Origin of the sequence: Terribacillus sp. DMT04 (assembly GCF_019056395.1) — a bacterium.
Classification (GTDB): Bacteria; Bacillota; Bacilli; order Bacillales; family Amphibacillaceae; genus Terribacillus; species Terribacillus aidingensis_A.
This window is the reverse complement of sequence record NZ_CP077639.1, coordinates 538,525-557,500: the sequence shown is the minus strand read 5'-3', so window position 1 is coordinate 557,500 and position 18,976 is coordinate 538,525. Positions and strand designations below refer to the sequence as shown.

Sequence of the window (18,976 nt, the reverse complement as noted above, 5' to 3'; positions counted from 1 at the left end):
AGACTCGTTATAAAAACGATGACCCGTACGGGATTCGAACCCGTGTTACCGCCGTGAAAGGGCGGTGTCTTAACCGCTTGACCAACGGGCCATTTTAGATGGCGGAGAAGGAGGGATTTGAACCCTCGCGCCGCTTACACGACCTACACCCTTAGCAGGGGCGCCTCTTCAGCCACTTGAGTACTTCTCCACTGGCTCCACAGGCAGGATTCGAACCTGCGACCGATCGGTTAACAGCCGATAGCTCTACCACTGAGCTACTGTGGAATAATGTTCATCACTTGGTGACGACTCTATGTATTTTACAACATCTTTTAGCAACTGTCAACTGCTTTTTGCAATTTATTTTTCGTTGCCGTTCGTCATATTTCGTTGCCGTTCGTCGACGGCTTAATAAATTTATCATGTATTAACGAAGACGTCAACACTTTTCGCTAACTTTTTTACTCTTTTTCTTATTAAGCCTCTGTAAGCCCCATTTTATCAGCATTTTTAAGCTTTCCGCCGCACTTGCCACATCCATATTTACGTAGGTTAACGGCCTTCTTCCGTTTATAAACGTGCCCGCATTTTGAACATATATACGTATGCAGCTGCTTTTCTTTCACAGATGGCAGCATGCTGCAAAAGCGCGGCGACTTTGTTTTCTTAAGTAGTTCACGGAATTCTGAATCCCGGTGCCCGTATCCCTTTCCTTCTATATGAAGATGATAATGACAGAGTTCGTGCTTAATTATCCCGATTGTTTCTTCCTGCCCCAGTTCTGCCAAATACTTAGGATTGATTTCAATAATTCGAGTACCTGGCAAATACCTGCCTCCGGTCGTTCGCAGACGATTATTATATCTAGCTGTATCTGTAAATGGTTTATGGAACCAATCTGCGGAAATCTCTTCTACAACTTGCTGGAGATTTTGCATCGTTATTTCTCTCAATGTTCCTGCACCTCCTGTTGCTGTTCTGCATATGATGCTGCAGACATTCATTTTTCCCTACATCTATGGGCTGCAGGAGGTAAAAGAATGCCTAATTGGTTAAAAAACCAGCTATCCCAAGCCTTCTTAACGAAAAACGTAAACCAATTGAAAGTGTTGAACCAATGCTGGTTCTTCTATAAAAGAAAACAGCAATCCAACGACGGATAAAGCCTCTGCCCTGCTCAGGACAGAGGCTTTTCCCTGTTGCTGTTACTTCACCATTGTAAGAGCAATCCGCTGTTTGTCAATATCCACCTTATCAACCCAAACAGTAACGACATCCCCTACCGATGCAATATCCATTGGATGTTTTACAAATTTATTCGACATTTTAGAAATATGCACAAGTCCATCCTGTTTAACCCCTATATCCACGAATACACCAAAATCAACTACATTACGGACGGTACCTTGAAGTTCCATGCCTTCTTTCAAGTCTTCCATTGCTAGTACATCTTGTTTTAATAATGGCTGTGCCAAATCATCCCGCGGGTCTCTCCCCGGTTGATTGAGTGCTTGTACAATATCCTGCAATGTAAGTTCTCCGATTTGCAATTCTGCAGCAGTTTCTTCTACTTGAAGCTGCGAAAGCTTCTCTTGCAGCTGTTTACTTCCTATGTCCGTTACATCGGCATTGAGCCGTTTAAGCAGCTGTTTTGTAACGCTATAGCTCTCGGGGTGAATTGGCGTACGATCCAACGGTTCTTCTCCATCTAGTACACGAAGAAACCCGATGCTCTGTTCATATGTCTTACTTCCTAATCTAGGTATGGACTTCAGCTGCTTCCGAGAAGTAAACTTACCAACCTCATTACGCTGCTTCACCACATTAGCTGCTACTGTTTTACTAAAACCAGATACATACTGCAGCAGAGACTCTGAGGCTGTGTTCACGTTCACGCCGACTTGGTTTACTGCTGTTTCGACAACAAAGCCAAGAGAATCATTCAGCTTCTTTTGCCCTACATCATGCTGATACTGACCTACTCCGATTGATTTCGGATCAATCTTAACCAGTTCTGCCAGCGGATCTTGAATACGGCGTCCTATCGAGATGGCACTCCGCTCTTCCACTTGCAGTTCCGGAAATTCTTTTCTGGCTAATTCTGAGGCAGAATAAACACTTGCACCTGCTTCATTTACGATAATATAAGCAACATCACGTTTTGAATCCCGAATCACATCGGCTATAAACTGCTCTGTTTCACGAGAAGCTGTTCCATTTCCAACTGCAATTAACTGGACATCATATTTCTCCAGCATATGTTCAACAACGCGGCTAGCCCCTTTTATATCATGTTTGGGGGCTGTGGGATAAATGACGTTCTTCTCTAGCAGTTTTCCAGTCTCATCAATCACAGCCAGCTTACATCCTGTACGAAACGCTGGGTCAACCCCTAGTACAACCCGTCCTTTCAATGGAGGCTGCAGCAAAAGGTTTTTTAAGTTTTCAGAGAAGATTTTGATTGCCTGCTCTTCTGCTTTCTCGGAGAGCATCGTGCGTATTTCACGTTCTACAGACGGCTGAATCAGTCGTTTATAACTATCCTCGATTGCCATATGCAAAACGGATACAACGGAAGATGATGTTCGCTGTTTGATAATTTTACGTTTCAAATAGGCTAGGATGACATCAGCAGGCGGTTCCACCGTAACTCGTAAAATACCTTCCTTTTCGCCGCGGTTGACGGCCAATACCCGGTGAGATGCCATCTGACGTACCGGCTCTTGATATGCATAATACATTTCAAAAATGCCCTTCTCATCTTCTTCTGCTTTCTTTACCTTCGTAAGCAGAACACCTGCTTTTTCTGTTTTATCACGAATATAGTCACGGAATGCAGGCTGTTCGCTGATCCATTCTGCCATAATGTCATTGGCACCTTGCAGCACATCTTCCGCTGTATGTAATTCCTTTTCAGAATCCAGATATTCTCTAGCTTCTTCTTCTGGGCTCTCTATTGTCTGTTCATACAATGCTTTGGCAAGAGGCTCTAACCCTTTTTCTTTGGCAATGGTCGCCTTTGTACGTCGCTTCTGCTTGTATGGTCGATATAAATCTTCAATACGCTGCAGCTGCATAGCGGCATTGATATCATTTTTCAGGCTGTCTGTAAGCTTTCCTTGCTCTTCAATTAATCGAATAACTTCCGTCTTCCGTTGATGAAGCTGCTGGGCATATTCCCATTTATCTTGAATTGCTTTAATTTCTACTTCATCAAGTGCGCCTGTTTGTTCTTTTCGGTACCGGGCGATAAATGGTACCGTATTTCCCTCTTCCAGCAGATGAATAACTTGTTTAACAGATGATTGCTTGATTGCTGTTTCTTTTTCGACCCATAGGATGAGTCTGTCTTGTATGGTAGCTTCCAATTTTGCTCCTCCTGACTTCTAATATAACTATTGTAGCAGAATTGATGGTTAGATAAAAAAAGGATCAGCACCATGATGTGGCTGCTGATCCTATTCCGTATATTTCATCGCAATTAACGTGACGTCGTCTTTATGCGGTTTCTGTTTTGAACAAGCGAACATATCACGTATTTTTCTAACATCTTTTTCTTTGAAAAGATGATGTGTCAGTTCATTATCCGTAACACCGTCAGAGAACATGATGAATATCATCTCATCCTGCAGCAGCCCGCGAGAAACTTTGTATTTCCTCGGATAGCCGGCAAGGAATCCCTGGCTGGGAATACATCGCTCTCTTTTACCGCCTGTAACAGTCATAATTCCGATGTTACCAATCGAGGTGAAGGAGTATGTTTCCGAACGATAATCCACTTTCAAAATACCAAGAACGACGCCTCGTTTTCCTATTAACACTTCATTTGATTTTCTAATTAATTCATCAATACCGCTATGAACGTTGTCTCGAATGACATCGACGACTACCTGAGAGGACTCTTTAGCGAATTCTCCGCTGCCAAGTCCATCTGCCAGCACACAAATAAATTCATGCTCTGATTCATAGTAGAAGTAACTGTCCCCACAGTAATAGTTGCCTTTCTTAGGCTCTTGAAATGCAGATACATCCATATGCTGATAAGATTCACTCAAAATCGTCAGCACCTTCAGCTTGCAGAGCTTCCCGCAATTTCCGCAGTGCTCTCCGCTGAAGACGCGACACGTGCATCTGAGAAATACCGAGTCTTTCTCCTGTATCTTTTTGGCTCATATTTTCAAAGTATGTGCAGCGAAGAATTTCCTGCTCCCGTTCACTAAGGATTGGCAGTACTTTTTCTAACAGCATTCTGCGATCAATATCTTCATAGCCATTATCCTGAGAACCTACCAAATCAAGGATTGCTACTGTGCTACCATCTGAGTCGGCTTCAATCTTCCGATCAACAGACAATGCCTTATAGCTTTTCCCCATCTCCATCGTCTCTAGAATATCCTCTTCTGATACTTCCAGATAGGCAGCAATTTCTGCTACTGTCGGGGAATGTTGATTTGAAGTTGTCAATTCATCAATTGCTTTACGAATCTTCGGACCAAGCTCCTTGATACGGCGCGGAACATGAACACTCCAGGTTTTGTCCCTGATGAAACGCTTAATCTCCCCAATAATTGTAGGAATAGCGAATGATTCAAAGGACTTGCCGAATTCCGGGTTATAACGGCGGATTGCAGCAAGCAAACCGAGCATACCGACTTGAACCAAATCTTCATGAATCGAACTGTTTTTTGAATATTTTCGTGCTATGGATACAACGAGATCTTTGTATGTGAGTACGATTTTTTCTTGGATTTCTTCATCTGTGGGATTCTTTTGCAGATGATCTATCCATGTATAAACCTCATCCTCACGGTTATTGTGTGGTTGAGATTTGGTCGTCATCTAGCCCCACCTCATTTTCATGAAGGTATTTCGTCATGAGGACGATCACTCCGGAATCACTGTTGATTTCCACTTTGTCCATCAACGCATCAATCAGGAATAAACCGAATCCGCCCTCCCTTAGTTGTTCGATGGGTTCTGCGGCTTCATAAGGGCCAATGTTCTGCTTCACTTGATCTAAATTAAAGCTGCCGCCATGATCTGCAACCATCACTTCAAGCCGATTTTCATAAACACCGAAACCAATTGTAACTTCGCCATCTTCATCTTTTTCATAAGCATGGTTCACAGTGTTTGTTACAGCTTCAGATATCGCTACCTTCAGATCTTCAATATCTTCATAGGAAAAGCCCATCCGATTTGCGACACCTGAAGAAGTCAGACGAATCACACCAACATATTCTGGTTTTGCCGGTACTTTAATCTCGATAAAATCGAAAGATTCCATAATTAATAGCCACCTTGTACTGTTTTGTCAACATCGATCACATCGATTAAGCCTGTAATCTCGAACAAACGGTATACACGGTCTTGCAGCTGTACGAGCTTCAATTCACTGTTGTTCTCTTTTGTCGACTTTAATCCGCTCACGAATACGCCTAACCCAGTACTGTCCATATAATTCACTTGCTCCAAATTCACTTCCACTTTGTTGCCTTGTTTCTCAGTAAGCGATAAAAGTGTTTCTTTCAGTTTAGGAGCTGTATATGCATCTATTTCACCAGCTAAAAGAACAATTGATTTGTCTTCTTGTTCTTGCACGTCAACAGTTAAGTTCATCCTGTACCTCCTAATGGCTTGTTACCATTCCTATGTAATACCCGTTTGTTCTTCATTTAAACATCTTTTTTGATAATAATTAACGTAAAATCATCTCGAAGATGAAAATCTTGGAGTTTCTCGAAATGTCTGTACACGCTCTCCACCAGTTCCTGGGCCGGAAGATGGGAAAAGCTTTTGATTACTTCAAGCACTTCTTCACTTTCTATGAACCGATCACCCTGGCGGCATTCGGTAACACCATCGGTCAGCAAAATAATCATATCACCAGCATGAATCTCTCTTTCATACTGCCGATATTGTGCTGTATCTGTCACCCCAAGAACGACACCTTTTGCTCGAATTTCCTCAAATGTATCATCAGCAGCGTGATAATAAAAGCCTGGTTCATGACCGGCCGATGAATAGGAAATCGTGCTAGCAGCCGGATTGAAAAGGGCATAGAACATCGTGATAAACATACTTGGGTCGACGTTCCGTTCCACTACTCGGTTAAGGCTTTCTAATATTTCACTCGGATTTTTATGCTCTGAAGGAAAACTCTCCATCGCATACTTGATCATCGACATACATAGCGCAGCAGGAATACCCTTTCCGATTACATCTGCTACCGTTATGCCGACAGTACCATCTGTGTGATGAATAAAATGATGATAATCACCGTTCATCTGATTGGCTGGAACACTGACAACTCCAATGTCAAAGCCCTCTACGTCCGGCTTCACTGTCGATAGCAATGTGTTTTGCATACGAGCTGCCACAGAAATCTCTGATTTGATCTCAAGCTGTGATTCACGCAAGTCCTGGAATTCCTGCAGTGCCAAACCATAAGAAATCATAACCTCCAGCAAAAAACTCATCGAGTGCTGGATGTTCTCCGGAAGGTCTGGATAAATCCCTTCCAGCGCATTAATATGTGTGTTGATGATCTCCTCCAGCGATATATTATGCTGTATGGAGCGTTTACTAATTTGCTCTGCCTCGTACAAGGCAGACTCATCTTGTGTATCGATATATTGCTTTAGCAATTGCCGATAGTGAGACAGATCTAGTTTTAGCGCATCCATCTGGCATCATCCTCCTCTAACGAACCCATTTAACGACTCTGATCTCGGTCCCTTCGCCTTCTTTTGATGTGATATCAAATTCATCCATCAGCCGTTTTACACCTGGAAGACCTGCGCCCAGACCTCCAGACGTGGAGAAACCATCCTCCATGACCTGACTGATATCTTTTATACCGGGACCTGTATCAAGGGAGACAATGCAGATACCGCGCGATCCGACATTCTCTACCTCATCAAAACAGATTTTGCCGCTTCCGGCGTACAGGTAGATATTACGGGCAAGCTCCGAGATAGCTGTCGCAATACGTGCTTGGTCAACAATACCAAAGCCAAGCTTTTTCGAAAAATCGCGGCCAAACTGTCTTGCACCGACAATGTCCCATTCTTTCTGTATATTTACGCAGGTTCTGAAGTCCATGATCACTCCTCCAGTTCCTGGCGCAGTTTAATCAATCCTTGTTCTAAATCTAATGCTGTTGTTACCTCATTCAAATGGATTCCCAAGTCAATAAGTGTAACTGCTACAGCTGGCTGGATGCCTGTCAAAACGACTTTTGCCCCCATTAAATCTGACATCGTTACAACATCACCCAGTACTTTAGCGATGAAGGAATCAATAATATCCACAGAAGTCAAATCAATGACAACCCCTGTTGCACCGCTCTGGTGAATCTTATTGAGCAAGTCTTCCTGAAACTGGATGGCAGTTTGGTCATCCAAATCAATCTGAATGCTGATCAGCAGGTAATTGTGCAGCTTCAATATTGGAATTCTCACGATTGTTCACTCCTATCAAGCGAATCGATCAGCTCTTCTATCGTCTGTTCTTCGCTGTTTGTTTGTACGATCATCTGATTCGTCATTTCTAATGCTGCTGTGAAACCTTTACGCAAAGAGCTTTTCGTCGGGAACTTACTAAGATCTATTCCTAGGTTGACGATTGTCTGCGCGATCTCTGGACGAATACCTACCAAGATACAAGTAGATCCAACCAACCTGACTGCTTCTGCTGCTTGGATAATATGGTGCGCCACCATGGTATCGACGACAGGGACTCCGGTAATATCTATCAGCACAACTTCGGCATGATGCTTAATGACACCATCCAACAAGTTCTCCATAATAAATTTTGCACGTTCCGTATCAATTGTGCCGATAAGCGGCATAACCGTTATATTCTCCATGACAGGAATTAACGGAGCTGACAACTCCTGCAGAGCAACTCGCTGAAGCGAGACAGTATTCTCCCAGCTGCCGGAATATTCATTCACTAGCTGATTGATAATTGGATTGACGAGCTCGTCCACATTCCGCAGTACTTCCGGAACAGATACCTCCAGCTCTTCATGCTCAATGAGAAACTCTATCGCAACTCTTTTAAAAAGCTGCAAACCATCTGTTAAATAACTAAGCGGCCAGCCTAGATTGATTACACGCTCTGTAAAGCTGTCCAAATCAGAAGTTAAGCTCTCCTTTTCAACACTGCCGAATATAATATTAACGAATTCACGATTCGTATTTTCGAAAAGATCGTTTGAAATAGACGAATTTGTGACTTCCTTCTGCTTTTCCGCGACTTCTTCAAGCCACATATGAACTAGGTTGTTACTATTATCAACCAAGATCTCCTTCAGTTTCTTTGCCATCATGAAACCCCCGTATTGTAACGTTCACCTTGTAAAGGCTGTAATAGCCGCAGTCATTTGCTCAAGGTCACTTTAATCTACTAATAATCTAACACCTATAAGACCGCCTTGCCAACATGGCGCCTCTGTTTAGTATATACTATTTTCCAATATGACTGAAATCATATAAAAAAAAGCCCTTACGATTACCGTAAGGGCTGGTCCGCACCTAAAACTCTGTAAGGCCGAGACTTATTTCGAGAGCTCGATTAATATTCTCCATCATTTGCGTATCAAGCTGTGTTATTTTGTCTGTCAGTCGCTGCTTGTCGATTGTTCGGATCTGTTCCAGAAGAATGACGGAATCCCGTTCAAAACCATACTTCTTGGCATCAATCTCCACATGTGTCGGCAGCTTGGCTTTTTGGATTTGCGCTGTTATCGCCGCTACGATGACTGTCGGACTGAATCTGTTGCCGATGTCATTCTGCAGGACCAATACTGGGCGCACTCCCCCCTGTTCTGATCCCACTACCGGGGACAGGTCGGCGAAATATACTTCGCCTCTCTTTACGATCAAAGGCCTACACCCCGCTTACAAGGCGCTCTAACGTTACTTCTGCCTCCTCTTCAGCTTGGAAAGCTTCTGAAGCGATATTTAAGTTGATACGTGCCATTTCCATGTATCCTTTTTGCATGGTTTCACGGATATCTTTTCTTTCTTGCACGTATGATTTCGTTGCTTGATAGAAGAAATGATCGAGACTGTCGTTATTATTCTGCATTAAACCATCCACCTCATTTAGGAGTTTCTTAGGCAGCTTTACAACGATTTCTTGTAAGCCTTCGGACACAACCATACACCTCCACCAATTCGCTCGGGTCGTTTCTGTAAAAATCCACTCTCATCATACCACCCGAGCCCGCTATTTGCAAAGGACCCTCCGGTACTTTTTGATAAAAAAAACCTTTTTTAAACAAAAAGTATAAGAGAAAGGCTGTCTTCCTGCCGAAAATTAGAATGTTCTGCCAGTATACAGTGTATTTGTCACTTCTACAGTCTGACCGGCGTGTTTATAAACGCGCGGCATTCGCGCTCCAATAAGACATGGAACTTCGTAATTTATTGTTTCCACCCAGTCGGCTGCTTCGTCCATGCTGATACAAGCGCCTTGCTGCGTTCCGATCAGTACAACTTCCGTACCAACAGGGTACGCTCGATCGAGCTTCACCATACATTGATCCATACATACCCTTCCAACGATCGGCATCCGTTTACCATCTACAAGCACCTCAAAACCTTGCATTTTACGAATCCATCCATCTGCATAGCCTATAGGCAATGTACCGATCCATTCTGGTCCGTCTGTTTCATAGGTTGCACCATAGCTTACCGCTTCATGCGCTTCGAGCTGTTTCACATGTACAATTCGGCTGTGCAGCGAAAACGCTTGTCGGAGTGAAATAGGATGCTCTTCCTTTACGACCTTTGACGGATAAAGACCATACATCCCAATACCAAATCGGACATAATTCGACTCTTCGGCGGCAAAGCGCATGCTGGCTGCACTATTATCGGTATGAATAGTGATTGGGTCAATCCATACTTCCCTTAATGTTTCCAGCAATTCATCTAACTTGCTTCGTTGTCCTTCAAAGTAAGCCAAGTCTGCTTCGTCCGCTGTTGCAAAATGGGTAAAGACCCCCTCTAGATGGAATGATGGATCTTTTAGTAACGAGACAACGGAACGAATTTCTTCCGACGTGCGAAAACCAATCCTGCCCATTCCTGTATCCAGCTTCATATGGAGACGAAGCGTTTTTGCCAGTTGCTGTGTACGCACTTCTTCCAGCCAATCTTTTCGATAAAAGGTCAGTGTAATATCGTGATCTGCAGCGATTGCAGCATCTTCCGGCCGTGTTGCTCCCATTACGAGAATAGCGGCTTGAATTCCAGCTTGGCGCAGGTGAAGCGCCTCATCCAAGAAAGCGACTGCCAATGCTGATGCACCTGCATGTAGCGCTGCTTGTGCGATCTGTATATATCCGTGTCCATAGGCATTCGCTTTAACTACCGCATAAATTCCTTTGTCTTCTCCGATATGTTCTGCCAGTTGCTTTATATTATATTCAACATCATCAAGATTTATTTCTACCCAGGAATCTCGATAAAAATGGTCAATCTGCATTACATGTCATCTCCTAGAAAATTTACCTTTGTTTATTATATGTATTATAACAGGAAATTAAAAAAGCAGACGAATGTCGTCTGCTTCCTTCGTTATTTGATGGCTTGACCGCTTATAGAAGTAGCAACTTCCTGAATCTCTTCTCGTGTTAATTCTTCACTGGCAAGCATGTAATCGACACCATTTTGCGTCCAAGTTAAACTGGAGGAAGTAATAGCACCGACCGTAAACCCGAGACTGTAAGGCTCACCAGACGCAGGAATTGCCGCAGCCGCTACTGCATTAGACACATCTGCTGGTTCTTGAATCAATGTAAAGTTCTTCTCCCCTTCATATGTGAGGATGACACGTTCCTGTCCGTCCGCATTGACTTCCTTCTCTTCTGCAAGCGTAGCTCCTGCTGTTTCTGTCGGATAGAGGACAGTTAATCCTTGCTGCTCAGCTGGCGCTGCGGATGCTGGTGTACCGGATACAGAGCTTGTCATATTGTTTTCCAGCTCAAAATCCTTTGCTTCAAACTTCGGATCAAGCTTAAATGATGCAAAACTCACTTCTACCATTGGCTTTTTGTCTTTATCCAAAACTTTAACCAATTCTGGTGTGTACGTTTTCTTATTAAAGTAAACTTCCTGATACGGCAGCGTCGTATTGTTCTGGTACGTTGTCTTCGTACGGAAAATGTAGTGCTCTTCTGTCATCTCAAACGTCGCATTGCTATCTTTCAGCACATCTTGCACGAGGGATTGATACAAGTAAGGCTGACTGCTGTTATAAGGCCATTCGCTTTGAAATTTAAAGCTTTTTTTCATGGCCGGAGTAAGCACAAATACACCATCTTTATTTCGCAAAATCACTTGGCTGCCTTGTTCGTCTGTGCCATTTTTTAATAGGACACGGTAATTGTCATCTTTTTGATACCAAACATCAATTCCGTATGCTTGCTGTTCTTCTCCAGTGTTCAGCTTCATAGTGGCTTCTGCTTTGTAGCCTTTCATTTCAGCTGATGTTTCTTCCAGCTTTTTCACTACATCTTCCTGAGAGGCCTCGCCGCATCCGGCCAATAAAAGTAAAAAGGCAGCAAAGACGATCATACCAGCAAATTTCTTCATGGTCACACTCCTTTGTCAGCTATACAGCGAACAAAGAGAACATGCCACCGTTATAAGGAAATGTCACGAAAGACTTTGGCCAGCCCTTTCATCAGGTCTGTTGCCAAAAGATCTTGCTGCGAATGCGTATCTTCTACCAAGACATCCGCCGCTTTTCCATGGACATAGACACCGTTTGCAATAGCTTCCAGAGGATCTTCATGCTGCATGAGCATGGCTAGCAGGATACCGGAAAGAACATCACCGCTGCCGCCTTTCCCCAAACCAGGGTTGCCCGTTGTATTGACAAGCTGGGTGCCATCAGGTGCGGTAACGATTGTATACGTTCCCTTCAGCACGAGATAGACCTGATAGACAGTCGCAAATTTCCGGGCCAGTTCAAATGGCTGCTCAAGAAGCTCAGGCACTTTCATATCCAAGAGCATCGCCATTTCTCCAGGGTGCGGCGTTAAAATGGTCGGTGCTTGTCTATTCCGCAGGATCTCCAAGTCAGATTTAATATGATATAAGCCATCAGCATCTAACAGAACAGGAACCTCTGCTTGTTCCAGCACTCTTTTCGTAAGCGCTGCGGTATCTTCTCCTCTGCCCATCCCCATTCCGGCAACTACTGCATCGTATGGGCTCACATCTAAGCTCTCCGTATCCACTAGTACACCGTTTTCTCCAGCAAGGCTAGTAAATGTTGCTTCTGCCAAGTGAGATAGAACAGACGGAATGACCTGCGGAAGCGTGCCGACAGTAAGTAAACCTGCACCAGCCCGAAGCGCAGCCATGCTAGCCATAGTGACTGATCCCGGCATCTCTGTTCCTCCCCCAATGAGGAAGCCCTTCCCATTCGTCCCTTTATGAGAGAAAGACTGCCGAACAGGGAATGTCCGCTTCACGTCCTCTTTTGTCCATGTTCGTGCACCAGCTTGTCTGCCTAAGTAAGCAGCTGGCAGGCCAATGGATACCGTTTCCCACTTTCCATAAAACGGAGCCGTCTTCTGGATAAAAGCAGTAGGCTTTGGTGCTTCTATAATAAAGGTGTAATCTGCTTGTAAGGCTTCTTGAAAATCGGCTGCATCATCAGCTGGGACACCAGAAGGCAAGTCAACAGCTAAAACAAGGGCATCTGTACTGTTAACTGCTTGAATGGTTTCGGTATACGGACTGCGCAACTCACCCCGTACACCTAAGCCTAACATGGCATCAATAATAACATCAGCCGAATCTAATGAGGACTGAAATGTGTCTGCCTCCACATCCGCTACATGGCCGCCAAGCCGGTTATATAACTGCTGGCACAGTGCCGCATCTGCCGTTAAATTACGGCCGACTTGCACAGCCGTCACATCATACCCTTCATTTAAAAGCGTTCTAGCTACAACGTATCCATCGCCGCCATTATTGCCAGACCCACAGAGGACAAAAATTCGGTCCGTGGTTCCGATCAGCGGTTTCATTTTCTCAGCAATTGCCCGGCCAGCAGATTCCATTAAGATGCTGCCGCTAATTCCGATATCCTCCATCGCATAACGATCTACTTCGTACATTTCCTTTGCGGTGACAATATACACGCTGTTCCCTCCTACCCGCACTACAATTTATGAGACATGTCCAAGAAATATGCAGACAAGTCTATTTGTCTTGCGTGATGATTACTTGTGCTGCAGCATATGCATCTGAATGTGTAATTGATAAGAAAAAGTGTTCTCCCGCTTCTTGATCTGCTGCTTGCAGAACAGGCGCGCCGGCTTTGTTCGGTAAAACCTCAATATCTTGCAGACTAAGTCTTCCTAAGCCTGTTCCGCGTGCTTTTGCATAAGCTTCCTTTGCAGCGAAACGCCCTGCGGCGAATTCCGCTTTTCGTTTCTCGGACGTCAGTTTTTGATAGTGCGCTTTTTCTTGGTTTGTCAGTATCCTATCCAAAATCCGCTCATTGCGCTGGATTGCTTTTTCAATTCGTGCTAACTCTGTAATATCTAATCCGATACCCTTTATCACCGTCGGACAACCTCCTTTCGTACAGATTCTCTATCGTGTATTGTACCCTATATGTATAAAAGCAGGGAGAAAAGATATAAGATGTTATGACAAGCATTTTTTATTGTTATACGCTAAGCTTTAACCTATGAAAGCTATGAAGGAGGAATGATCTTGTTCCGCAGAACGGAGAGCTTTAAAGAATATCTATATGCATACCCTGTTATTAGCTCGATTGTAGCAATCAACTTGCTGCTTTGGATTATTACTGGCTTATTTTCCAATCCATTGGGCAATAGCATTTACCAGTGGGGTGCTGGTGTAAACTTGCTCATCTCTTACGGAGAATATTGGCGGCTTGTCAGCCCCGTTTTCTTGCATGCGCCAGGCAGTATCTCTCATGTTTTATTCAACTGTTTTTCGCTTGTTATTTTTGGTCCAGCCTTGGAACAAATGCTTGGCAAACTAAGATTCATCCTGATTTATTTACTAACTGGGATTATTGGCAATGTCGTCACATATGCACTGGATCCTTACAGCTTTGTAAGCCACATCGGTGCGTCTGGTGCTATCTACGGATTATTCGGCACTTACTTGTTCATGGTTTATTTCCGCAAGCACTTGATTGATGCAGCTAATGCTCAATTAGTTGTTATTATCTTCATTATCGGTGTGGTCATGTCGCTGTTTTCTGCCAATATCAACCTTACCGCTCATCTAGCAGGCGCGGTAGCAGGATTTATTCTGGCACCGCTTTTCCTCCTAAAAGCACAGCCATTCTCCGTTTACCGAAATAAACGTCCCAAAGCGCGTGAAGGAGATGAAGGCTTTGATCCTAATCGCTGGAAAAAGCGGCCTTACGGAAAACAAACGAACAAAAAACCTATTTTATGGATTATCATTGCAGCCTTAGTGCTTATCGCAATTTACGATTATATGACTTAATGAAATAACAGAAATAAACCGGGAGACATCCGCCTCCCGGTTTATTTTATATCATGATACTCATTTTGTTCATTTTGAGACAGCGTATGGTCGAGGCGGATATACTGACCACCTTTACGATCTTTAATTGCTATTCCCATTTTAGCTAAATCCTTTTGTAACTGTCTCGCTTTTGAATCTTCGTCATCCTTGAGATAATCTTTTCTAGCACGAAGCAAGCTATGCGCAGCTGCTGGTACTTGTAAATCACTCTCTTCCCAACGGCGATAAGCCGCCAAATAAGGATCGTCATAAAACCATGGATAGCCTAGGGAGAGAAAAGCTTGCGCAAGCTTCTCTTTATTGGCATCATATGCTTCTTTGTACATCTCATTATCTTGCCGCCCTACTAGGACGAGTGACTTACCCTCCAAATAGACGGACTGAATATCTTGTTTTCGAAAGTTGTCTTTTGTTTTCCTAATCTTAAGCAAGACAGCTTCTTTATTAATGATGACCGTTAATGTTTCATAGAAAATGAATTGAGATAGAGCTATCCCAGCAACTGCACCTACTATGCATAAGATAGCAGAAGCTGTTATCCCTGAATACGAAGCAATCTTTTCAACAAGATCTTCAAGCGGAAGCCAAGGCAGCTTTAGTATCCATTTCGCAATTACCGGCAAATACCAGCCTAAAATCGCCCCTAAAATAGGCGGTATAACATGTATGGCCGCTCTTTCTATTTTCGTTAGTCCTAATTCAATATCTTGCAAGTTTTATATCCTCCTTAGCTGCGAAAAGAGTACCAATCGGCAGCTGCCTGCGCATCCTCTTCCGCCAAATGCTTTACTTTAAAACTGCTGCCCGCCGCTCCGCCTGAAGCAACTGAAATTTTCACCGACTCTAATTGTTTTTTTGATTGAAAATAATGCTGTGATTCGCGAAATGCCTGCACTTTTTTACGCGGCACATGAACCGTAACACGTGACAATTCGCGGTAGCGCATCGTCAGCATATCAGCTGTCCAAGAAACACCGGCATCTTTATAATCCAACACACAGAACCAGACTGTAAGTAAAATTAACAGAATAGCAAGAAGGCCATACCAGTTTAAGAAGTACACCAGAACCCCCGTTATGAGCACAGAAATTAGTGTCGGTACGAAAGCATAACGCAGCCAGGCTCGTTTCGGAGGTTTTCGGAATGCCGTCTCTGTCACATATCCTGGTACTATCTCTTCCAAGAATTGCTGCAGTTCAGACCGCTTCAGCAGCGGGAAGAGAATCGTTGAGAAATTGTGTTTATCCGATTCCGCTCCTCCTGCAATCTCTGCACTAACTGCCAGTAAGCCCAATGGCTGTCGGAAAATATTTTCTTCGATTTTCAACGCCTGAATACGATGCAGCGGAATGGTGATTTCTCGTTTCTCCAATAAACCTCGTCGGACAAATAATTCCTCTCCTTGCTTGGATATCTCGAAGAAACAATATTTAAGAATTGTCCCGACCATCGCTATCATCCATGTAATTGCCAGACTGCCGATAACGAACAGAATAGATAACACAAGGCTTTGTTCCAACAGCCAATCAAAAGCAAAAGAGTAGATATCGAAGTCGGCAATATTATCTAACTGCTGTGTTATAGTAAACAGAAAACCGAAAAAAACACCTGTCCCTCCTGAAGTGGCAGCGGCAGCTAATAGACGCTGGAAACTAAGTTGATAACCCGCCTGCTTCTCGGAAAGAAGATCCTCCTTTAATTCAGTAATTCCATCATCTTCCTGTTCCTTTCGTTTTACAAACTGAAGAATAGCAGCAGCATCCTCTTTGGAAAGAGCCCCTATTTTACCTTCTGCCTTATTCCCGCCGCCTGCTGTTTGCACTTCCAGCTTCACGATACCGAAAAGCCGATGCAAGATATTGGCACTTGTATTTACAGAATGAATCCGATGTTTGGAAATATAGCGCTTTTTCCGAACAAAAAACCCTGATTCCAGGCGTAATTCATCTGCTTCTATCCGATACGTAAAACGGTACCAATGGAGAAAAGCTGCAAGTCCGCTTACTAACAGTACTGCTCCAATAAGCGCAAAAGGACTCCACCAAAACATTTCACTCAGATTTCGAAAGAACGCTATAAAGCCTAAAACTAATGGTATGATGGCATCTTTGATTAACTTCAACATCAGAAGAACGATACTGATTGGGTGCATGCGTTTTGGTTCAGACATCATCTTCCTCCACACGAGCCAGCGTTCCAATGCGATCGCGCAGCTCTAGTGCTTCCTCCAATAGTAAAGCCGGTATCTGATGTGTTGTTGCTGCTGTTGAAATAGATACGGTTGCTAATTTAAATCCTTTTAGTACCGGTCCTTGTTCCGTATCGACATGCTGTACGCGAATCATTGGCACAATTGTTTGGGTGACAATAAAGATACCATGCTGTATGTATATTTCCTGTTCAAAAACTTCATAACGCCACCTTCTCCAGCGAATACCCGGAAGCAGCCAAATAAAGATACAGGAGACCAATGCAATGAATGCCCATCCCAGATAGATAATATATGCTGGAATAGACCAATCACCCATAAAATAGGTCAGCACACCTGCCGCAATTGCTAGCACCAGTACGGAAATCCCCGCATTAATCCGCCAGACCTTCTTAGCACTGGCAGCAATTCTGTTTTGTGGTTCTCTTTTCATTAGATTCCCTCACTTCCTCGTTTCATCATACGATAAAAATGGTAATTTGTTTCAAAAACAACAAAAAAAACAGACACCAATGCTGGTGTCTGTCTTAGAATTAACTATTTTCGTTATTACGTTTACCACGGTAGCCGCCACTAGAGCGTTTGCCTTGTCCTTGGTAATTACGGCTGCGTGATTTACCGCCGCCGTTACTGCGTCCGCCGCCAGAATTGCGTCGGTCGCCGCCGCGGGAACCGCCGCCACGATATTTTTTCTTATCCTTGAAGTTGCCTTTAACACTGATTGGAGCGATAGAAGTAATGCGTACCGGTGCATTACGACGTTCTTTTGTCAGCATTTTCAATGCAGCTGCAACAACTGTTTGTGCATCAAACTGATTAATCAGCTCGTCTGCTTTGTCGTTGTAAGCTTGCAAATCTTTGCTTTCAATCGTACGCATCATTTTTTCAATAGCAATCTGCTGCTGACCTTGTGCTGCTTCATCATTTGTAGGTGCAGTTTTACGCGCAATCTTGCTCTTAGTTGTCTTTTCAATCAAGTGCAGATGCGGAACTTCTCTAGGCGTGATGAAGGAGACAGCTTGTCCGCCTTTACCAGCACGGCCAGTACGTCCAATACGGTGGACATAGCTTTCCGGATCCTGCGGAATATCAAAGTTATATACGTGCGTTACGCCAGAAATATCAAGACCACGTGCTGCTACATCTGTTGCAACTAACACTTCTACGCGGCCATTTTTAAATTTGTTCAACACGGACATACGCTTGCCTTGTGTAAGATCGCCATGAATACCTTCTGCGCGGAATCCGCGAGCTTGTAAACCTTCTGTTACTTCATCAACACGCTTTTTCGTTCTGCCGAAGATGATTGCCAATTTTGGCTCATCAATATCAAGCAAGTTTGAAAGTGTATCGAATTTTTGTCTTTCTTGTACTTCGATATAAGACTGATCAATGTTTGTTACAGTCATCTCTTTTGCTTTTACTTTGACTTCTGTAGGGTCTTTCATCAGTTTTGTACCGATATCACGGATTTCCTTCGGCATTGTTGCACTGAACAGCAATGTCTGACGCTCTTCTGGAATAGAAGAAAGGATTTCACGGATATCGTCGATGAAGCCCATGTTCAGCATTTCATCTGCTTCATCCAATACAGCAGTATGAACGCCGCTGAAATTAATTGTTTTACGACGAATATGGTCAAGCAGACGTCCAGGAGTCGCAACTACGATGTGCGGACCTTCTCTTAGAGCACGAATCTGACGTTCCATGTGCTGACCGCCATAAACTGGAAGTGTTTTAATACCTTTGAATTGACCAAGACGGTGAAGCTCTTCTCCTACTTGGATAGCAAGCTCACGTGTTGGTGCAATAACAAGGCCTTGGATTTGGCGTTTAGAACGATCGATTTTGCTGATCATCGGAATACCGAAGGCAGCAGTTTTACCAGTACCAGTCTGCGCTTGACCTAGTACGTCTTTTCCTTCTAGTGCGGAAGGAATCGTTTCGGCTTGAATCGGCGTCGCTTCTTCAAACCCCATTTTATCTAATGCTTTTAAAATTGGTTCAGAAATACCTAATGAACTAAATGTTGTCAATTTCTATTTACTCCTTTATATAAAAAAAGTTCTCACTGATGAAGCACGGCAGTTATACACAATAAAAAAGCCTTCTCCACGCTAAGGAAGAGGCCTTAAGCAAGCATTCATTGGATTTAATTATAGTAACACACTATTTGTCCGAATTCTACCTATATCTATGATTACACGTATATAGACGTGCA

The 18,976-nt window shown here is 43.6% G+C and carries 22 protein-coding genes and 3 tRNA genes; 2 read left to right on the top strand and 23 right to left on the bottom strand.

Translation table 11 applies throughout. The annotated features are described in order from the left end of the window. Positions 1-19: 19 nt before the first annotated feature. The 4 genes from KS242_RS03060 to KS242_RS03045 form a co-directional block, all read right to left on the bottom strand. Positions 20-91 (bottom strand) — tRNA-Glu (locus KS242_RS03060). An 8-nt stretch (positions 92-99) separates the two neighbouring features. Continuing rightward, positions 100-190: transfer RNA gene (locus KS242_RS03055), tRNA-Ser, on the bottom strand. A 2-nt stretch (positions 191-192) separates the two neighbouring features. Continuing rightward, positions 193-267: transfer RNA gene (locus KS242_RS03050), tRNA-Asn, on the bottom strand. A 191-nt stretch (positions 268-458) separates the two neighbouring features. Then, a complete protein-coding gene (locus KS242_RS03045; RefSeq protein WP_371747588.1) occupies positions 459-935 on the bottom strand; it encodes a SprT family protein in 477 nt (158 codons plus the stop codon). A gap of 87 nt (positions 936-1,022) precedes the next feature. Here KS242_RS03045 and cmpA point away from each other — a divergent pair, with 87 nt between their 5' ends. Further along, complete coding sequence (gene cmpA, locus KS242_RS03040; protein ID WP_097043186.1) at positions 1,023-1,145, top strand: cortex morphogenetic protein CmpA; 123 nt, start codon at positions 1,023-1,025, stop codon at positions 1,143-1,145. A 42-nt stretch (positions 1,146-1,187) separates the two neighbouring features. Here the strand turns inward: cmpA and KS242_RS03035 are convergent, their stop codons facing one another. From KS242_RS03035 to acpS, 15 genes are all read right to left on the bottom strand, one after another. Next, positions 1,188-3,350, bottom strand: a complete 2,163-nt coding sequence (locus KS242_RS03035; RefSeq protein WP_217322969.1) for a Tex family protein — start codon at positions 3,348-3,350, stop codon at positions 1,188-1,190. Between the two features lie 90 nt (positions 3,351-3,440). Beyond that, the gene (locus tag KS242_RS03030) at positions 3,441-4,037 is read right to left on the bottom strand and encodes a SpoIIE family protein phosphatase (RefSeq protein ID WP_254391787.1); all 597 of its coding nucleotides are present in this window, start codon (positions 4,035-4,037) and stop codon (positions 3,441-3,443) included. Next, on the bottom strand, positions 4,030-4,821 hold the full coding sequence (sigB, locus tag KS242_RS03025) for an RNA polymerase sigma factor SigB (protein WP_217322968.1): 792 nt from the start codon (positions 4,819-4,821) through the stop codon (positions 4,030-4,032). The genes KS242_RS03030 and sigB overlap by 8 nt, the downstream gene beginning before the upstream one ends. Continuing rightward, on the bottom strand, positions 4,793-5,269 hold the full coding sequence (gene rsbW, locus KS242_RS03020; RefSeq protein WP_077305188.1) for an anti-sigma B factor RsbW: 477 nt from the start codon (positions 5,267-5,269) through the stop codon (positions 4,793-4,795). The genes sigB and rsbW overlap by 29 nt, the downstream gene beginning before the upstream one ends. Before the next feature lie 2 nt (positions 5,270-5,271). Continuing rightward, entirely contained in the window at positions 5,272-5,601 is a 330-nt protein-coding gene (locus KS242_RS03015) for an anti-sigma factor antagonist (protein WP_217322967.1), read from the bottom strand. Positions 5,602-5,657: 56 nt separating this feature from the next. Beyond that, complete coding sequence (locus KS242_RS03010; protein ID WP_217322966.1) at positions 5,658-6,668, bottom strand: PP2C family protein-serine/threonine phosphatase; 1,011 nt, start codon at positions 6,666-6,668, stop codon at positions 5,658-5,660. A 16-nt stretch (positions 6,669-6,684) separates the two neighbouring features. Beyond that, positions 6,685-7,086 (bottom strand): anti-sigma regulatory factor, encoded by a 402-nt coding sequence (locus KS242_RS03005; protein ID WP_077305194.1) that lies wholly within the window; start codon positions 7,084-7,086, stop codon positions 6,685-6,687. Positions 7,087-7,088: 2 nt separating this feature from the next. After that, a complete protein-coding gene (locus KS242_RS03000; RefSeq protein ID WP_038558142.1) occupies positions 7,089-7,445 on the bottom strand; it encodes an STAS domain-containing protein in 357 nt (118 codons plus the stop codon). Then, the gene (locus tag KS242_RS02995; protein ID WP_217322965.1) at positions 7,442-8,314 is read right to left on the bottom strand and encodes an RsbT co-antagonist protein RsbRA; all 873 of its coding nucleotides are present in this window, start codon (positions 8,312-8,314) and stop codon (positions 7,442-7,444) included. Before KS242_RS02995 ends, KS242_RS03000 begins: the two co-directional genes overlap by 4 nt. Positions 8,315-8,522: 208 nt before the next feature. Beyond that, the gene (locus KS242_RS02990) at positions 8,523-8,873 is read right to left on the bottom strand and encodes a type II toxin-antitoxin system PemK/MazF family toxin (RefSeq protein WP_077305197.1); all 351 of its coding nucleotides are present in this window, start codon (positions 8,871-8,873) and stop codon (positions 8,523-8,525) included. 4 nt (positions 8,874-8,877) lie between these two features. Then, the gene (locus KS242_RS02985; protein WP_217322964.1) at positions 8,878-9,153 is read right to left on the bottom strand and encodes an antitoxin; all 276 of its coding nucleotides are present in this window, start codon (positions 9,151-9,153) and stop codon (positions 8,878-8,880) included. Positions 9,154-9,309: 156 nt separating this feature from the next. Further along, positions 9,310-10,482 carry an alanine racemase gene (alr, locus tag KS242_RS02980; protein ID WP_217322963.1) on the bottom strand — a complete coding sequence of 391 codons (1,173 nt, stop codon included), beginning with the start codon at positions 10,480-10,482 and terminating at the stop codon, positions 9,310-9,312. Positions 10,483-10,574: 92 nt separating this feature from the next. Then, the gene (locus KS242_RS02975) at positions 10,575-11,591 is read right to left on the bottom strand and encodes a LolA family protein (protein WP_217322962.1); all 1,017 of its coding nucleotides are present in this window, start codon (positions 11,589-11,591) and stop codon (positions 10,575-10,577) included. A 50-nt stretch (positions 11,592-11,641) separates the two neighbouring features. Further along, positions 11,642-13,153 (bottom strand): NAD(P)H-hydrate dehydratase, encoded by a 1,512-nt coding sequence (locus KS242_RS02970; protein ID WP_217322961.1) that lies wholly within the window; start codon positions 13,151-13,153, stop codon positions 11,642-11,644. A 61-nt stretch (positions 13,154-13,214) separates the two neighbouring features. After that, a complete protein-coding gene (acpS, locus tag KS242_RS02965; protein ID WP_217322960.1) occupies positions 13,215-13,580 on the bottom strand; it encodes a holo-ACP synthase in 366 nt (121 codons plus the stop codon). 147 nt (positions 13,581-13,727) lie between these two features. Between acpS and KS242_RS02960 the strand changes: the two genes are divergently transcribed. Continuing rightward, entirely contained in the window at positions 13,728-14,504 is a 777-nt protein-coding gene (locus KS242_RS02960; RefSeq protein ID WP_371747587.1) for a rhomboid family intramembrane serine protease, read from the top strand. Positions 14,505-14,545: 41 nt separating this feature from the next. On the opposite strand, the gene KS242_RS02955 is transcribed toward KS242_RS02960, so the two are convergent. The 4 genes from KS242_RS02955 to KS242_RS02940 form a co-directional block, all read right to left on the bottom strand. Then, the gene (locus KS242_RS02955; RefSeq protein ID WP_217322958.1) at positions 14,546-15,259 is read right to left on the bottom strand and encodes a YqeB family protein; all 714 of its coding nucleotides are present in this window, start codon (positions 15,257-15,259) and stop codon (positions 14,546-14,548) included. Positions 15,260-15,273: 14 nt separating this feature from the next. Continuing rightward, the gene (locus KS242_RS02950; RefSeq protein ID WP_217322957.1) at positions 15,274-16,716 is read right to left on the bottom strand and encodes a PH domain-containing protein; all 1,443 of its coding nucleotides are present in this window, start codon (positions 16,714-16,716) and stop codon (positions 15,274-15,276) included. Next, a complete protein-coding gene (locus KS242_RS02945) occupies positions 16,709-17,188 on the bottom strand; it encodes a PH domain-containing protein (RefSeq protein WP_217322956.1) in 480 nt (159 codons plus the stop codon). Before KS242_RS02945 ends, KS242_RS02950 begins: the two co-directional genes overlap by 8 nt. A gap of 100 nt (positions 17,189-17,288) precedes the next feature. After that, a complete protein-coding gene (locus tag KS242_RS02940) occupies positions 17,289-18,791 on the bottom strand; it encodes a degradosome RNA helicase CshA (protein ID WP_254391786.1) in 1,503 nt (500 codons plus the stop codon). Between the last annotated feature and the right edge of the window lie 185 nt (positions 18,792-18,976).

Excerpts from the sequence above, each read along its gene's own strand:
- KS242_RS02995 (WP_217322965.1), bottom strand. The coding sequence starts at position 8,314 with ATGGCAAAGAAACTGAAGGAGATCTTGGTTGATAATAGTAACAACCTA.
- KS242_RS02985 (WP_217322964.1), bottom strand. The coding sequence starts at position 9,153 with ATGGTTGTGTCCGAAGGCTTACAAGAAATCGTTGTAAAGCTGCCTAAG.
- KS242_RS02945 (WP_217322956.1), bottom strand. The coding sequence starts at position 17,188 with ATGAAAAGAGAACCACAAAACAGAATTGCTGCCAGTGCTAAGAAGGTC.
- KS242_RS03015 (WP_217322967.1), bottom strand. The coding sequence starts at position 5,601 with ATGAACTTAACTGTTGACGTGCAAGAACAAGAAGACAAATCAATTGTT.
- rsbW (WP_077305188.1), bottom strand. The coding sequence starts at position 5,269 with ATGGAATCTTTCGATTTTATCGAGATTAAAGTACCGGCAAAACCAGAA.
- KS242_RS02960 (WP_371747587.1), top strand. The coding sequence starts at position 13,728 with ATGATCTTGTTCCGCAGAACGGAGAGCTTTAAAGAATATCTATATGCA.
- cmpA (WP_097043186.1), top strand. The coding sequence starts at position 1,023 with ATGCCTAATTGGTTAAAAAACCAGCTATCCCAAGCCTTCTTAACGAAA.
- KS242_RS03010 (WP_217322966.1), bottom strand. The coding sequence starts at position 6,668 with ATGGATGCGCTAAAACTAGATCTGTCTCACTATCGGCAATTGCTAAAG.
- KS242_RS03005 (WP_077305194.1), bottom strand. The coding sequence starts at position 7,086 with ATGGACTTCAGAACCTGCGTAAATATACAGAAAGAATGGGACATTGTC.
- alr (WP_217322963.1), bottom strand. The coding sequence starts at position 10,482 with ATGCAGATTGACCATTTTTATCGAGATTCCTGGGTAGAAATAAATCTT.
- KS242_RS02950 (WP_217322957.1), bottom strand. The coding sequence starts at position 16,716 with ATGTCTGAACCAAAACGCATGCACCCAATCAGTATCGTTCTTCTGATG.
- KS242_RS02975 (WP_217322962.1), bottom strand. The coding sequence starts at position 11,591 with ATGAAGAAATTTGCTGGTATGATCGTCTTTGCTGCCTTTTTACTTTTA.
- sigB (WP_217322968.1), bottom strand. The coding sequence starts at position 4,821 with ATGACGACCAAATCTCAACCACACAATAACCGTGAGGATGAGGTTTAT.